General features: G+C 64.6%; 15 protein-coding genes and 1 tRNA gene. 6 read left to right on the top strand and 10 right to left on the bottom strand.

The features are described from left to right. Positions 1-87 precede the first annotated feature (87 nt). Together C4K40_RS18105 and C4K40_RS18100 are read right to left on the bottom strand one after the other, a co-directional pair. Positions 88-174 (bottom strand) — tRNA-Leu (locus tag C4K40_RS18105). Between the two features lie 197 nt (positions 175-371). Beyond that, positions 372-1,307 (bottom strand): hypothetical protein, encoded by a 936-nt coding sequence (locus tag C4K40_RS18100; RefSeq protein WP_053130783.1) that lies wholly within the window; start codon positions 1,305-1,307, stop codon positions 372-374. 187 nt (positions 1,308-1,494) lie between these two features. Here C4K40_RS18100 and C4K40_RS18095 point away from each other — a divergent pair, with 187 nt between their 5' ends. The 5 genes from C4K40_RS18095 (at position 1,495) to C4K40_RS18080 (ending at position 4,186) form a co-directional block, all read left to right on the top strand. Next, the gene (locus C4K40_RS18095; RefSeq protein WP_256223893.1) at positions 1,495-2,121 is read left to right on the top strand and encodes an N-acetyltransferase; all 627 of its coding nucleotides are present in this window, start codon (positions 1,495-1,497) and stop codon (positions 2,119-2,121) included. 6 nt (positions 2,122-2,127) lie between these two features. After that, positions 2,128-2,904, top strand: coding sequence for an APH(3') family aminoglycoside O-phosphotransferase (locus C4K40_RS18090; RefSeq protein ID WP_053130781.1), 777 nt, complete (start codon positions 2,128-2,130; stop codon positions 2,902-2,904). Positions 2,905-2,978: 74 nt separating this feature from the next. Beyond that, positions 2,979-3,365 carry an MliC family protein gene (locus C4K40_RS18085; RefSeq protein ID WP_022639135.1) on the top strand — a complete coding sequence of 129 codons (387 nt, stop codon included), beginning with the start codon at positions 2,979-2,981 and terminating at the stop codon, positions 3,363-3,365. Between the two features lie 221 nt (positions 3,366-3,586). Beyond that, positions 3,587-3,745, top strand: coding sequence for a hypothetical protein (locus C4K40_RS31580; protein WP_022639134.1), 159 nt, complete (start codon positions 3,587-3,589; stop codon positions 3,743-3,745). A 120-nt stretch (positions 3,746-3,865) separates the two neighbouring features. After that, positions 3,866-4,186: a YbjQ family protein gene (locus C4K40_RS18080; protein WP_022639133.1), complete on the top strand. Its 321-nt coding sequence runs from the start codon at positions 3,866-3,868 to the stop codon at positions 4,184-4,186. A gap of 21 nt (positions 4,187-4,207) precedes the next feature. On the opposite strand, the gene C4K40_RS18075 is transcribed toward C4K40_RS18080, so the two are convergent. From C4K40_RS18075 to C4K40_RS18045, 7 genes are all read right to left on the bottom strand, one after another. Further along, positions 4,208-4,597: a VOC family protein gene (locus C4K40_RS18075; protein ID WP_053130778.1), complete on the bottom strand. Its 390-nt coding sequence runs from the start codon at positions 4,595-4,597 to the stop codon at positions 4,208-4,210. A 76-nt stretch (positions 4,598-4,673) separates the two neighbouring features. Further along, on the bottom strand, positions 4,674-6,314 hold the full coding sequence (locus C4K40_RS18070; protein ID WP_053131407.1) for an ABC-F family ATP-binding cassette domain-containing protein: 1,641 nt from the start codon (positions 6,312-6,314) through the stop codon (positions 4,674-4,676). A gap of 175 nt (positions 6,315-6,489) precedes the next feature. Beyond that, positions 6,490-7,527 (bottom strand): DNA topoisomerase IB, encoded by a 1,038-nt coding sequence (locus tag C4K40_RS18065; protein ID WP_053130776.1) that lies wholly within the window; start codon positions 7,525-7,527, stop codon positions 6,490-6,492. A 237-nt stretch (positions 7,528-7,764) separates the two neighbouring features. Continuing rightward, positions 7,765-8,847 (bottom strand): molybdenum ABC transporter ATP-binding protein, encoded by a 1,083-nt coding sequence (gene modC, locus C4K40_RS18060; RefSeq protein WP_053130774.1) that lies wholly within the window; start codon positions 8,845-8,847, stop codon positions 7,765-7,767. A 4-nt stretch (positions 8,848-8,851) separates the two neighbouring features. Continuing rightward, positions 8,852-9,532: a molybdate ABC transporter permease subunit gene (modB, locus tag C4K40_RS18055; protein WP_022639127.1), complete on the bottom strand. Its 681-nt coding sequence runs from the start codon at positions 9,530-9,532 to the stop codon at positions 8,852-8,854. Continuing rightward, on the bottom strand, positions 9,533-10,300 hold the full coding sequence (gene modA, locus C4K40_RS18050; protein WP_022639126.1) for a molybdate ABC transporter substrate-binding protein: 768 nt from the start codon (positions 10,298-10,300) through the stop codon (positions 9,533-9,535). Between the two features lie 179 nt (positions 10,301-10,479). After that, positions 10,480-11,544, bottom strand: a complete 1,065-nt coding sequence (locus C4K40_RS18045; protein ID WP_022639125.1) for a nitronate monooxygenase family protein — start codon at positions 11,542-11,544, stop codon at positions 10,480-10,482. Positions 11,545-11,758: 214 nt separating this feature from the next. Here C4K40_RS18045 and C4K40_RS18040 point away from each other — a divergent pair, with 214 nt between their 5' ends. Next, positions 11,759-12,247 carry a GyrI-like domain-containing protein gene (locus C4K40_RS18040; protein ID WP_022639124.1) on the top strand — a complete coding sequence of 163 codons (489 nt, stop codon included), beginning with the start codon at positions 11,759-11,761 and terminating at the stop codon, positions 12,245-12,247. Here C4K40_RS18040 and ada read toward each other — a convergent pair. Continuing rightward, on the bottom strand, positions 12,211-13,284 hold the full coding sequence (gene ada / locus C4K40_RS18035; RefSeq protein ID WP_022639123.1) for a bifunctional DNA-binding transcriptional regulator/O6-methylguanine-DNA methyltransferase Ada: 1,074 nt from the start codon (positions 13,282-13,284) through the stop codon (positions 12,211-12,213). The genes C4K40_RS18040 and ada overlap by 37 nt on opposite strands. Positions 13,285-13,293 lie beyond the last annotated feature (9 nt).

Raw genomic sequence — 13,293 nt, 5'->3', positions numbered from 1 at the left:
AATGAGAATTGCGGAACAGGTATGAGAATTGCGGAACAAAAACGACAAGGGCCTGCATGATGAAATCACGCAAGCCCTTGATTTATATGGTGCCCGAAGCCGGAATCGAACCGGCACGCCCTTACGAGCGGGGGATTTTAAGTCCCATGCGTCTACCAGTTTCGCCATTCGGGCGGTAGCGCGATAACGCGGCACTGGGGTCTTGAGTTGGCATTGCGCCAGCCAGTGCTTGAAACAGGGTGTGGAATATATACATCCACTCCTTGTGAAGCAAGGTCGAAACCGCCAAAAAGGCTTCTCCCGTCGCTTTGGACGCACGAAAAAAACCGCGATAAATCATGGGGCTACGATTATTTGCGGCTGGTTTTGCTTCAGCGCTGTCCTGGGTCCGGCTGCACCAGGTGCCGCCAGGGAAATACCTCCCGGGCGAAATGACTCACGTAGCCGCCTGTCGTGGCCTGGATCACCATGAACTGCAAAGCGGCACGCATCTGTTGCAAGGCTTGCAGTTGCGCAAGGCTCAGGCAGGTGTTGCGCAGCCGCAGTATCCGCAGCGAGTCCATGGCGGAGCTGGCGAACAGCTTTTCATAACTGGAAAACGCGGTGACGACACCGGCCTCGCGCCGCTGCGCCCAGGTCTGTTGCAGCTCGCTGGATTCGCTGAAGTCCAGGGTGGACAAGCCTGGCAAGTTGTTCGCTGCGGCCAGGTTGTCGATGAAGCCCTGGGTGTCGGAGCCAGCGCCAATGCGCAGCAGTTCCAGGTGTGACAGGTCCACCTGGAAGAAATCGCCATTGGGAGCGTTGGGCAAGGTCAGTTCGCTGAGGTAGGGCGCCTTGGCGACGAAGCGGGCGATCTCTCCGGCCTCTGCCATCATGCTGCCGGCCTTTTGCACCAGCGAGGTGTTGTGGTGCTCGGGGGCGGTGGGGCTGATCGCCAGGGACCTGAGCTGGGTAAAGGTCACGGCGCTGTCCAGCAACGGAGTGAACTCCCATTCGCGGGTGCCGTTGGCGCCGGTGTCGGGGCCGCAGAACAGCAACGAGCTGATGACGCTGGCCACGGCCTGCTCGGCCAGGCACTCCAGGGTCCAGGCCAGGGGCTCGTCCCACAGCTCACCATGGAACTCCACATGCAAGCCACCGCGCATGGGCGCCAGGGCCAGGTAGTTGTAGTCGCTGGTCCACAGCGGCGTGGTGAAGTCATCGGGATCGTCGTCGCGCTCGGCGGCCTGCTCTCGAGTGAACTGATGAATGCGCTGCTGCAGCGCCAGTAGCCGCTGGTAGCCTGGAGAGGACAAGGGATCGGACATCGGGAAAATCCACGGGTGGGGGTAGGGGCAGGGCGTTCAAGGCGGGCCGATGATAACAAACCCGCAGGGCGTCGCAGGCGTGGCGATCGGTACAGTTCTCCAACAAATAGAGCCTGTTGCCGGACTGTCGCGCAGGCTAGGATCGGCGCGCAAACCATACTTGGATCATGCGGGACGGAGCCGGAACATGTTGCAAGCACCACTGCCCCTGGCGGCATCGACGGGCCTGGGCGCCAGGGAAATCACCCTGGCCGACGAAGCTGTGCTGCAGCGGTTCTTTTTCGCCAACCCAGGCTACTTCCATCTGGTGCATGGTTGCGCGCCGCAGCCGGACGAAGCCCGCAACGAGATCCAGGACAGCCTGCCCGAAGGCTGGAGTTTTACCCGCAAATGGAAGATCGGTTATTTCGACGATCAGGGCGAGCTGGTGGCTTTTGCCAGTCTGGTCGGCGATCTGCTGGCCCAGGGGGTATGGCATATCGGCCTGTTCATGGTGGCGACCTCCCGCCAGGGCGGCGGCATCGCCGGGCAACTGCATGACCAGCTCGAAAGCTGGGCTGGTGAACAGGGCGCGCGCTGGCTACGGCTGGTGGTGGTGCAGGACAACCTGCGGGCCCGGGGCTTCTGGAGGCGATGCGGCTACGCCCAGGTGCGAACCCGGGACGATATCGAGCTGGGTCTGTTGCGCCATCAAGTGTCGATCATGCTCAAGCCACTGGCGCCGAGCGATCTTGCCGATTACCTGGAACTGATGCCCCATGACCGGAGCGGTTCCATGGCGCCACCCAAGTCCAGGCCTGCACTAGATGAGTAAGCCGCCATGTCGATGAAACTGCCAGCCAGCATTGCCCGGTTCATCGGCGACGCTGCGCTGGTGCCAGATACCGTAGGCGAGTCGCCATGTCGGGTGCAGAGCTTTCATCGTGCGGGGGAAGTGTTTTTCCTCAAGTCGTCACCGGCGATCTTCGCGCCCACCACCTACAGCGTATTGCGCGAGGCCCGGGTCCTGGATTGGCTGGCCGGGCGGCTGAAGGTCCCCGAGTTGGTGCTGGTGGCGCAGGACCATGGGCACGAGTTCATGATCACCCGCCAAGTGCCTGGAGTGCCGCTGTCCGAGTGGCTCCGCGAGCCACGGGTGGTGCTGGAGCTGTTCGCGCAGGCGTTGCGCCAGGTACAGGCGGTGCCGGTGGTGGATTGTCCATTGGATTCGGGGATCGCGGTGCGCCTCGCGGAGCTGGACTACCTGCTGGCCAACGGACTGTGTGCTGCGGAGCATGATCTCGAGCAATGGCCCGGCCTGGCCAGCGCCGAGGATCTGCGGGATCGTTTGCATGGCAACAGGCCTCGGGAGGAGCGGCTGTTCTCCCATGGCGATCTGGGCGATAGCAATGTCTTCGTCGATCGGCGCGATGAACTGCATTTCATCGATCTCGGGCGCGGCGGCCTGGCCGATCCTTGGCTGGATATCGCCTTCGTCCACCGTGACCTGCGCGAACAGCTCAGCCCGCAGCTTGCCGATGAGTTCCTGGCCGGCCTGCCGCTGCCCGACCAGCCTGCCCGGCGTGAATACTTCGAACAGCTGGATGAGTTGTTCTAGGGCGGTCCATGGGCTGAACTAACAACGGTCCTGCCAGTCCCATGGGACGTCTTTATCTGTCTGGGGGAAACACCATGAAGAACCGTCTTGCACCGCTCTGCGCCGCTGTCCTGGCCTCGACCCTGCCGATGCTGGTCCACGCCGCGCAGCCACAGGTTGCAGAGCCCTCCTATCAGAGCCAGGTGGCTCGCTACCAGTGCGAAGGCAAGGTGCGTATCGACGCGGCCTACTTGAACATCGACAACGGTACTTCTTTCGCCACCCTCTACTACAAGGACCAGCTGATTCCGATGCACATCGCACGCTCGGCTTCCGGGGCCCTGTATGTGGCGGACGACGAGCAGAACAGCTTCCGCTGGCATACCAAGGGCAAGGGCGCCGTGCTGTCGTTCCTGGAGGCCGATCACACCGCCAAGGAGCAGGTCCTGCTCAAGGACTGCCAGGAACTGGACCCTCAGTAAGGGGTGTTCGGGAGGCAAAAAAATGCCCGCGGGAGAGCGCGGGCCAATACCTTAGTTGCTTGAATGAGCAAGGCGACTATACCGAGACCGAAGCGGGGCCTGGATGAAAGAAGTTTCATCCAGGCCCCGCTTCGTATTTGGTCGGCAAATGGCCGGCTGCTGCGGTAACTGTTCTAACCTCAAGAAGCGAAGCACAAATCCCTTCAGGAAGAGAGGTGGGCATGGCACTGCAACAGCAACGCCCTGGCGAGCATGAACACAACGAGGAGGTGGAGGAGCCCGAGGTCGAGCACTGGGAGCCGCCACCCCAGACCTGGAAGCATCCGGACGACGGCAAGAGCCTGTCGGAGCTGGATGAAGAACGTCCCTTGAGACCCTGAGCCACAGCCCCGCCATCGAGCGGGGTTGTGGTTCCTGGTGCCGGCTGTCTGCTCTGGTACCATCGCCGGCGTTGCCGTCCCGGGGTATCGGGACGGGTTGTCCACTTAAGGGAGAAACCCATGATCGTCACCACCACCGCCCAGATCGAAGGCCGCGAAATCGCCGCTTACCTGGATATCGTCAGCTCGGAATCCGTCCAGGGCATCAACGTGGTCCGCGACCTGTTCGCCGGCATGCGCGACTTCTTCGGTGGGCGCTCCCAGACCCTCGAGCGTGCCTTGCGCGAGGCCCGGGTCCAGGCTACCGACGAGATCAAGGATCGCGCGCGTCGGCTGGATGCCGATGCCGTGGTCGGCGTGGATTTCGAGATCAGCATGCCTTCAGGTCGCGGCGGCATGGTGGTGGTCTTCGCCACTGGCACTGCGGTCAAGCTCAAGTAACCGGCGGCGCGCCGGCGAGGCTCATCCGATCGGGGTGCACAATTCCACCAGGGTGCCATCCGGGCAACGGACGTAGGACACCGTCTGCCCCCAAGGCTTGGTGGTGGGCGCGGCCAGTTCTCGCGCACCGTGTTCCAGGGCCTTGGCGTGCGCCTCCTGGACATCCTCGGTGACCAGGCCCAGCTCCATGCCCAGGGGTTGCCGTGAGCTATGGGCGGCGACGTGGCCGTCCTTGAAGTTCATCTGCGCCAACTGGTGGTCGGCGAAGGCCAGGGCGGTGCTGCCGGTCTCCAGTTCCCCGTAGGTGCCGGACTCGTGGAGGAAGCGGCGCTTGAAGCCGAAGGCTTGCTCGAAGAACCGCAAGGAGTCTTCCACTTGCGGGACATAGATGATGGTGTAGCCGAACTGCATGGATTGACGCTCCCTGTCACTGGATGAGAGGGCGCGAATCTAGCACGAAGTCGCGCACTGCCTGTAACGCGTGAACTCATGCCCGGTGCTCCTGAAGCTGCCAGCCTTGGGCCGACCATTGCAGGGTATGGGTCACGGCCAGGGCCTGGAGAAAGTCCTGGTCATGGGAGGCCACCACCATGGCCCCGGGGAAGTCCCGCAGGGCCTGTTCGAAGGCTTGCACCGACTCCAGGTCCAGATGGTTGGTCGGTTCGTCGAGCAACAACAGGCGTGCCGGGTTGCCATTCCACAGTGCCAGCGCCAGCGCGGCTTTCAGGCGTTCCCCACCACTGAGCAAGGCACAGGGTTGCTGCACCCGCTGGGCGTCCAGTTGCAGGCGCGCCAGGCGAGTGCGCAGGGCGCTCTCTTCCAGAGGCAAGGTGACGCTGGCCAACTGCTCCAGCAGGGAGTGTCCAGGGGCCAGCTGCGCCAGGTGCTGGTCCAGGTAGGCGCTGGCCACTGCCACCCGACATTCGCCGCTCAGGGGTTGCAACTGGCCGGCGAGCATCTTCAGCAAGGTGGATTTGCCACAGCCATTGGGGCCGACCAGAGCGATGCGTGCCGGCCCGCTGACATTGCAGGTCAGGAAGGACGACGGCGCGCGGCTATCCAGCCAGGGCAACTGTGCCTGTTGCAGGTTGAACACGCTCTGGCCCGCCGGCAGGGTGGTGGCGGGCAAGGTCAGCAGCGTCGGCTGTTCCGGGCCAACGCGGGCAAAGGCCTCGCGCACCTGGTCGTCCAGGCTGTCCTTGTGCCCTTGGTGGGTGTGGCGCACCTTGCCCATGATGTCCCGGGCGGCGCCGAGCATCTTGGCCCGTTCGAAACCCGAGACATTGGCGGTCTTGGCGTACCGACGCGATGCCGCGGCGTGGCGCTGGATGGTGTCGTGTTCCCGTTGCAGGCGCTTGTGCTCGCGACTGCGCTGGGTCCGCGCATGTTCCAGGGCCGCCTGGGCCGCTTCATGCTGCGCCTCGCGCTGGGCCTGGAATAGCTCGTAGTTGCCGCCGTAGACTTGTACCCCGTGGGGGCTGAGCTCGACGATACGCTGCACCTGCATCAGCAACTGGCGGTCGTGGCTGACCAGGATCAGCCCGCCACGCCATTGCTGCAATTGCTCGCTGAGCCAGCGCCGGCCGCTGCGATCCAGGTGGTTGCTGGGCTCATCGAGCAACAGCAACTCGGCGGCGCTGAGCAGGGCGCCGACCAGAACCACCCGGGCCAGTTGCCCGCCACTGAGGACTGCGGCCGGATCGTCCGGCCCGACCTCTGGCAGGCCGGCAGCGTCCAGGGCCTGGCGCAGGCGTTCGGCCAGGTCCCAGCGTTCCTCCACCTGTTGCAGGTCCTCCAGGCTGGCGGTGCCGGCCGCCAAGCGCTCCAGCGCGCCCAGCGCCTCGGCGAGCCCGGCGACCTGGGCCACGCTCTGCCCAGGTTCGGGCCGTGGGTCCTGGGGCACGTAGGCCAGGTGGGCATTGCGCTGGATGCTGCCGGAAGTGGGTTGCAATTGGCCGGCGATCAAGCGCAGCAGCAGGGATTTGCCCATGCCGTTACGCCCGACGATGGCTGTTGGCTGGCGATCGAAAGTCAGGTTCAGGGCGTCAAGCAGGGTTTCGCCATTGGCGAATTGGTAAGTCAGCTGGTTCAGGGAAACCAGTGCGGGCAGCCGGGTGACGTGAGTCATCAGCACCTCCGGAAAATGCGCAAGCAGGCCAACGAGCATGGAAGGGCTCGTCGCGGATACATTTCTGGAAGGCTTAGTTGTTCACGTTGGCAATCGTCCTTGGACGGCTAGGAAGGTGCGTAGCCTAGCGCCGGAAGATTCCGGCTGCCAAGCCTCAAATGTATGGGTTTTGTATTCAAGCCGGCGGCCTGGGCTGCCCAAGGTCTCGGAGAAAGCGTGCCAGGGCGGCTTCCTCGGCTTTCAGGCCCTGGCGTTTGCGCGAGCGTGGCAAGCGGGCCAGTTCACCCTGGGCGAAACCCTCCAGCAGCGCCGGATGGATGTAGCACTTGCGGCAGACCGCCGGGGTATTGCCCAGTTCGCAGGCCACTTGCTTGATGGTGGCCACCAGGTGTTTCTTGGCCTCTGAGTCTGGCTGCCATGGCAGGCGCCGCAGCAGCGCCAAGGCCAGCGCGCTACCGGCCCAGGTGCGGTAGTCCTTGGCGGTGAAGCTCATCCCGGTCAGTTGTTGCAGGTGCAGATTGATATCCGACGAGCTCACCGAGTGCCGCTGGCCGTCTTCGTCCAGGTACTGGAACAGCTGCTGGCCGGGCAACTCCCGGCAGCGCTTGACCACCCGGGCCAGGCGCGGGTCCCTGACCGTGATCTGGTGCTCGACGCCGCTCTTGCCCCGAAATTGGAAGTGAATGGCATTGCCGTTGACCTGGACATGGCGGTTACGCAGGGTGGTCAGCCCGTAGGAGCGATTGTCCCTGGCGTATTGGCTGTTGCCGACCCGGATCAGGCTTTCATCGAGCAAGGTGATGACCGTGGCCAGGACCTTGTCGCGGCTGAACCCGGGACTGGCCAGCTGCGCCTGCAGCTGGCGGCGCAGCCGGGGCAGGGCATTGCCGAACTGCAACAGCCGGGCGTACTTGTCGCTGTCGCGCACCTCGCGCCAACGTGGGTGGTAACGATACTGCTTGCGCCCGCGGGCATCACGCCCGGTGGCCTGCAAGTGGCCCTTGGGGTCGGCACAGATCCATACCTGGGCGTAGGCCGGCGGGATCGCCAGGGCGTTGATCCGCTGGATCTCGGCTACGTCGGTGATGCGCTGGCCCTGGGCTTGGTAGTAGGCGAACTTGCCCCGCAGCTTGCGCCGGCTGATCCCGGGCTGGCGGTCGTCGGTGTAGTGTAGGTCTGGGGGCAGGTCGGGAGTGTCCGGGGTGGCGGGCATGGCAGCGGATCCTTCGAGCGGCGGGCCGATAGGGAATGGACCGCGCCGCCGCCCCGGGGTGCCGGATTTCTAACAGGCCGTTGAAAAACGTAGGCGAGGTAGCCAGCGCAAGGCGCAAACAGGCGAAAAAGCGCAGTTTACAAGTGGTAAATGAGCATTTTGACCGGGCTGGCGCACCAGCCTGTTTTCAACGTAGCGATGGCAACGCAGGTAGTTTTTCAACGGCCTGCTAAGCCCCTATGCCAGGACGGCCACGGCCTTGATCTGGGCCCAGAGTCGTTGCCCGGGGTGCAGGCCGAGCTGGTCCCGGGAGAAGCGGGTGATGCGCGCGAGCAAGGGCGTGCCCATGGCGTCCAGGCGCACCAGTACATGGGCGGTGTTGTCGGCCGGAATTTCCTCGCTGACGGTGACCGGCAGGCGGTTGAGGATGCTGCTGTGCTCGCTGGCCTGCAGGCTCAGGCTGACGTCCCGGGCCTGGACCTTGAAGCGCAGGCTCCGGCCCGGCGCCACGGGTTCATGGGCCACGCGCACCAGCAGCTGGCTGCCGGGCAGTTGCAGGCTCAGCAGTTGGTAGGCCGGGTCGTAGGCGCTGACCTGGCCCTGGACCACCACGCCGGCGTCGTCGCCCAGGGCCAGGGGCAGGTCCAGGCGCGCCAGGGTGTCGCCCACCGGGCCGCTGGCCAGGACCCGACCCTCGCTGAGCAGGACGATATGGTCGGCCAGGCGCGCCACTTCATCCTGGGAATGGCTGACGTAGAGCACCGGGATATCCAGCTCGTCATGCAGGCGTTCCAGGTAGGGCAGGATCTCGTTCTTGCGCTTGGAGTCCAGGGCCGCCAGGGGTTCGTCCATCAGCAGCAACCGTGGGCTGGTGAGCAGGGCCCGGGCGATGCCGATGCGCTGGCGCTCACCGCCGGACAGGTGCTGCGGATGGCGTTGTAGCAGGTGGCCGATCCCCAGGAGTTCGGTGGCCTGGGCCATGTCGACCCGGCGCAGCTGCCTGGGAATACGGCGCAGGCCGAACTCCAGGTTGGCCTGCACCGACAGATGGGGGAACAGGCTGGCTTCCTGGAACACGTAGCCCAGGGAGCGCTTGTGGGGGGGGACGAACAGCTTGCGCTGGCTGTCCTGCCAGAGTTCGTCGTTGATCTGGATGCGCCCGCGCCCGGTTTTCTCCAGGCCGGCGATGCAGCGCAGGCAGGTGGTCTTGCCGGAGCCCGAATGGCCGAACAGCGCGGTCACCCCGCGCCCCGGTAATTGCAGGTCAAGATCCAGGGCGAAGGCGCCATAGCCCACTTGCAGTTGCAGTTGGATGCTCATGTCGTCAGCTCCAGCCAGCCCGGGTCTTGCGGCTGGAGTACAAGGCCAGCAGCACCAGGAACGAGAACACCAGCATGGCCCCGGCCAGCCAGTGGGCCTGGGCGTATTCCATGGCCTCGACATGATCGTAGATTTGCACCGACACCACCCGGGTCTTCTCGGGGATGTTGCCGCCGATCATCAGCACCACGCCGAACTCGCCGACGGTGTGGGCAAACCCGAGGATCGCGGCAGTGATGAAGCCCGGCCGGGCCAGGGGCAGGATCACCGTGAAAAAGGTGTCCCAGGGGTTGGCGCGCAAGGTCGCGGCCACTTCCAGAGGCCGGCTGCCGATGGCCGAGAAGGCGTTTTGCAAAGGTTGCACCACGAAAGGCATCGAGTAGATCACCGAGCCCAGCACCAGACCACTGAAACTGAAGGTCAGGGTGCCTAGCCCGAGGGATTGGGTGAGCTGGCCGAAGAACCCGTTGGGTCCCAGGGCCAGCAGCAGGTAGAAACCGATCACCGTGGGTGGCAGCACCAGCGGCAGGGCCACCACGGCACCGATCGGGCCGCGCAGCCAGGAGCGGGTGCGCGACAGCCAGAGGGCAATCGGAGTGCCGACCACCAGCAGGATCAGGGTGGTCAGGGACGCCAGTTTCAGGGTCAGCCAGATCGCGGAGAAGTCGGCACTCGAGAGGTTCATTTACAGCTGGTAGCCATAGGACTTGATGATCGCCGCGGCCTTCGGACCCTTGAGGTAGTCCACCAGGGCCTTGGCCGCAGGGTTGTCCTTGCCCTTGTTGAGGATCACCGCATCCTGCTTGATCGGGTCATGCATGTCGCCAGGCACGATCCACGCCGAGCCGCCGGTGACCTTGCCATCCTTGTAGATCTGCGACAGGGCGACGAAACCCAGTTCGGCGTTGCCGGTGGAAACGAACTGATAGGCCTGGGTGATGTTCTGGCCTTCGACGATCTTGCCCTTGACCTTGTCGGTCAGGCCCAGCTTGGCCAGCACCTGGGTCGCGGCCAGGCCGTAGGGTGCGGCCTTGGGATTGGCGATGGACAGGTGCTGGTACTGGTTGTCCTTGAGCACCTGGCCCTTGCCGTCGACGTAACCATCCTTGGCCGACCACAGGGCCAGCGTGCCGACGGCGTAGGTGAAGCGCGAGCCCTTGACGATGTCGCCTTCGCTCTCGAGCTTCTGCGGGGTGCTGTCATCGGCGGCGAGGAAGACCTCGAAGGGCGCGCCGTTCTTGATCTGGGTATAGAACTGCCCGGTGGCGCCATAGGCGGCTACCAGCTTGTGTCCGGTGTCTTTCTCGAAGTCGCTGGCGATGGCCTGGATCGGGGCGGTGAAGTTGGCGGCGACCGCCACCTGGACCTCGGCGGCCTGGACCGAACCGAAGGCGAACAGGGCAAGCAGGGTAGCGAGGCAAGTCGGGGCGAAACCTGGGGCGCGAAGGTTCATCGAACAGCTCCATTGAGGGGAAAAGGAAGCGTTGGGCAGTGACGGGCGGGAATGCAAGGGCTGCACCAAGGCGAGGAGAAATCGCTGTATAGCGGAATATATAGCGAATTGCCGACGAACGGAACTGCGCCCAGGGCCCGGCAGGCGGTGGCCGCGACGCCGATCGCGGCCACCAGTCATCAATGCCGGCGCAGTCGTGCCAGGGTCTGTTCGGCCAGGCGCAGGGTCAGCTCGTAGGCCGGCAGCTCCACGCCCAGGCGCAATGCTTGTCCGGACCACAGGTTGGCGAATTGCGCCTCGCCTTTTGCCCGCAGCGGCAGCAGTGCGCCACCGGCCCGGGGAAAGGCCGGGGCCAGCGGGCTGATCGGGCCGAGTTCGCGCATCACGCGGTTGACGATGCCCCGCGCCGGGCGGCCAGTGAACAGGTTGGTCAGCGCGGTCTGGCTTTCCTTGGCGGTGCGCAGCGCCTTGTGGTGGGAGGCGCTGACCTTGGCTTCCGGAGTGAACAGGTAGGCGGTGCCCAGTTGTACGGCCGAGGCGCCCAACGCCAGTGCCGCGACGATGCCCCGGGCATCACCGATGCCGCCGGCGGCGATCACCGGCACCTTCACGGCATCGACGATCTGCGGCACCAGGGCCATGGTGCCGACCTGGGTATCCAGGCTGTCGCTGAGGAAGATCGCCCGGTGCCCGCCGGCTTCGTAACCCATGGCGATGATCGCGTCGCAACCACGAGCTTCCAGCCACAGGGCTTCGTCGACGGTGGTGGCCGAGGACAGGATCTTCGCGCCAGTGGCCTTGACCCGCGCCAGCAACGCCGGCTCCGGCAGGCCGAAATGGAAGCTCACGACCTCGGGCCGCAGTTCTTCCACCAACTGGCAACTGGTTTCATCGAAGGGGGCACGGTCGCTGACTGGTGTCGGTGCGTCGAAGTCGACTCCCAGTTCGCGGTAGTAGGGTTCCAGGGCGTTCTTCCAGCGGCTTTCGCGCTCGCTGTCGACGGCCTGCGGCTGGTGGCAGAAGAAGTTGAGATTCAACGGATGGTGCGTGGCGGAACGAATCACCTGTACTTCCTGGCGGATCTGCTCGGGGCCGAGCATGGCGCAAGGTAGCGAGCCCAGGGCGCCGGCGCGGGAGGCGCCGATCACCATGGCGGAACCGGCGGGGCCGGCCATGGGCGCTTGAATGATCGGCAGTTCGATTCCCAGCAGGTCCAGCAGGCGAGTATCGGTCCATGGGCTCATTTGAAGTGGTTCTCCAGCGGCGGATTCAGACGATGCTGCGGCGTTTTTTAACAGGAGAAAGCGGCCCAAGGCCAGCTGAGTTTTGCCCGGCTTGCATGAAAGCCCCGGTGGATCGGCCGTGCCGGGTGATACCGGGCAGGCTGTCTGCGGCTGCTTCCAGGCGCTAGACTGCGCCGGGATTTTCCACTCATCGTTTCGTTAAGGAAGGCCGACCATGGAAGTAAAACTGCGGGAAGTGCTGCCTTTCAGGGTGGCGGGATTGCAAGTGCGTACCCTCAACACCCTGGAGCAACAGGCGGATACCGCACGGATCGGTCCGATGTGGCAGCGTTTCTACGTCGAGAACCTGTACGACAAGATTGCCCCAAGGCAAATGGATTCCTTCGTCTACGGGGTGTATTCCAACTACGAGTCCGATGCCTCGGGGTATTTCGACGTGACCGCCGGCGTGGCGCTGGACGCGGCCTGCGCCGATTATCCGATGGTGGATATCCAGGGAGGGGATTACCTGGTGTTCAGCGCCAAGGGGGAAATGCCGGAGTGCGTGATCCAGGCCTGGGGATTCATCTGGGCGTACTTTCAGGACAACCCCCAGGTGCGCCGCGCCTATGCCACCGACTTCGAGGTCTATACCAGCGCCGACTCGGTGGCGATCTATATCGGCGTTCATGCCTCGGGCGAGCTTTCTCGCTCCAGCAACTGACGCTTGCGTTCCACACCCCAGCGATAGCCCGAGAGGTCGCCGTCGCTGCGCACCACGCGGTGGCAGGGAATCGCCACTGCCAGGCTGTTGGCGCCACAAGCCTGGGCCACTGCCCGGTACGAACGCGGGGCCCCGATGCGTTGGGCGATCTCGGAATAGCTGGCGGTGCTGCCGGCCGGGATGGTTCTCAGGGCCTGCCAGACCCGCTCCTGGAAAGCGGTGCCGCGCAGGTCCAGGGGCAGGTTCAGGCCGATGGCCGGTGCCTCGATGAAACCCACCACCTGGGCTACCAGTTGCTCGAACTCCTGGTCGGCGCCGATCAGGTTGGCCCGGGGAAACTTGTCCTGCAGTTCCTGCACCAACCGCTCGGGATCGTCTCCCAGGAGAATGGCGCAGACCCCGCGCTCGCTTTGGGCCACCAGGATCGCTCCCAGCGAGCACTGGCCCACGGCGAAGCGGATATCGCGGTTGGAGCCGCCTGCGCGATAGTCGCTGGGCTTCATGCCCAGGACCTGGTCCGCAGCCTCGTAGAAGCGGCTGTTGGAATTAAAGCCGGCGTCGTACAGGGCATCAGTCACTGATTGACCCTGCTGCAAATGCGAGCGGACCTTGCGCGAGCGCTGCGCATTGGCATAGCCCCGCGGGGTCAAGCCGGTGACCGCCTTGAAGACCCGGTGGAAGTGGTAGCTGCTCATCCCCGCCTGCTGTGCCAATTGCTCCAGGCTGGGCGCCGATTCGGCGTTCTCGATCTGCCGGCAAGCCGCCGCCACCAGCGCGCCATAGCGCGCCGCGAGCTGGGTCTGGTCGCCGGCCTGGCGCTTGCTCGGGCGATAGCCTGCGGCCTCGGCCTGCTCGGCATTGTCGAAGAACTCGACGTTTTCCGCCTTCGGCAGGCGTGACAGGCTGCTGGGCCGGCAATACACCCCCGTGGTCCTGACGGCATAGACGAAGCGGTCGTCGGCGCTGGCGTCGCGGTTGAGCACGGCCTGCCAGCGGGGGTCCTGTTCGATACGCTGTTTGCGCGATGGAGCATTCATGGACGGTTC

Source organism: Pseudomonas sp. CMR5c (genome assembly GCF_003850545.1).
Taxonomy (GTDB): domain Bacteria; phylum Pseudomonadota; class Gammaproteobacteria; order Pseudomonadales; family Pseudomonadaceae; genus Aquipseudomonas; species Aquipseudomonas piscis.
Note: the sequence above shows the minus strand (reverse complement) of the source record. Positions and strands in the feature narration are given on the sequence as shown.

Bases quoted from the DNA above. Each gene is read 5' to 3' on its own strand.
- modC (WP_053130774.1), bottom strand. From the start codon at position 8,847: ATGAGCATCCAACTGCAACTGCAAGTGGGCTATGGCGCCTTCGCCCTG.
- C4K40_RS18075 (WP_053130778.1), bottom strand. From the start codon at position 4,597: ATGCAGTTCGGCTACACCATCATCTATGTCCCGCAAGTGGAAGACTCC.
- C4K40_RS18095 (WP_256223893.1), top strand. From the start codon at position 1,495: ATGTTGCAAGCACCACTGCCCCTGGCGGCATCGACGGGCCTGGGCGCC.
- C4K40_RS18085 (WP_022639135.1), top strand. From the start codon at position 2,979: ATGAAGAACCGTCTTGCACCGCTCTGCGCCGCTGTCCTGGCCTCGACC.
- C4K40_RS18070 (WP_053131407.1), bottom strand. From the start codon at position 6,314: ATGACTCACGTCACCCGGCTGCCCGCACTGGTTTCCCTGAACCAGCTG.
- C4K40_RS18040 (WP_022639124.1), top strand. From the start codon at position 11,759: ATGGAAGTAAAACTGCGGGAAGTGCTGCCTTTCAGGGTGGCGGGATTG.
- C4K40_RS31580 (WP_022639134.1), top strand. From the start codon at position 3,587: ATGGCACTGCAACAGCAACGCCCTGGCGAGCATGAACACAACGAGGAG.
- C4K40_RS18045 (WP_022639125.1), bottom strand. From the start codon at position 11,544: ATGAGCCCATGGACCGATACTCGCCTGCTGGACCTGCTGGGAATCGAA.
- C4K40_RS18100 (WP_053130783.1), bottom strand. From the start codon at position 1,307: ATGTCCGATCCCTTGTCCTCTCCAGGCTACCAGCGGCTACTGGCGCTG.
- C4K40_RS18065 (WP_053130776.1), bottom strand. From the start codon at position 7,527: ATGCCCGCCACCCCGGACACTCCCGACCTGCCCCCAGACCTACACTAC.
- modA (WP_022639126.1), bottom strand. From the start codon at position 10,300: ATGAACCTTCGCGCCCCAGGTTTCGCCCCGACTTGCCTCGCTACCCTG.
- C4K40_RS18080 (WP_022639133.1), top strand. From the start codon at position 3,866: ATGATCGTCACCACCACCGCCCAGATCGAAGGCCGCGAAATCGCCGCT.
- C4K40_RS18090 (WP_053130781.1), top strand. From the start codon at position 2,128: ATGTCGATGAAACTGCCAGCCAGCATTGCCCGGTTCATCGGCGACGCT.
- ada (WP_022639123.1), bottom strand. From the start codon at position 13,284: ATGAATGCTCCATCGCGCAAACAGCGTATCGAACAGGACCCCCGCTGG.
- modB (WP_022639127.1), bottom strand. From the start codon at position 9,532: ATGAACCTCTCGAGTGCCGACTTCTCCGCGATCTGGCTGACCCTGAAA.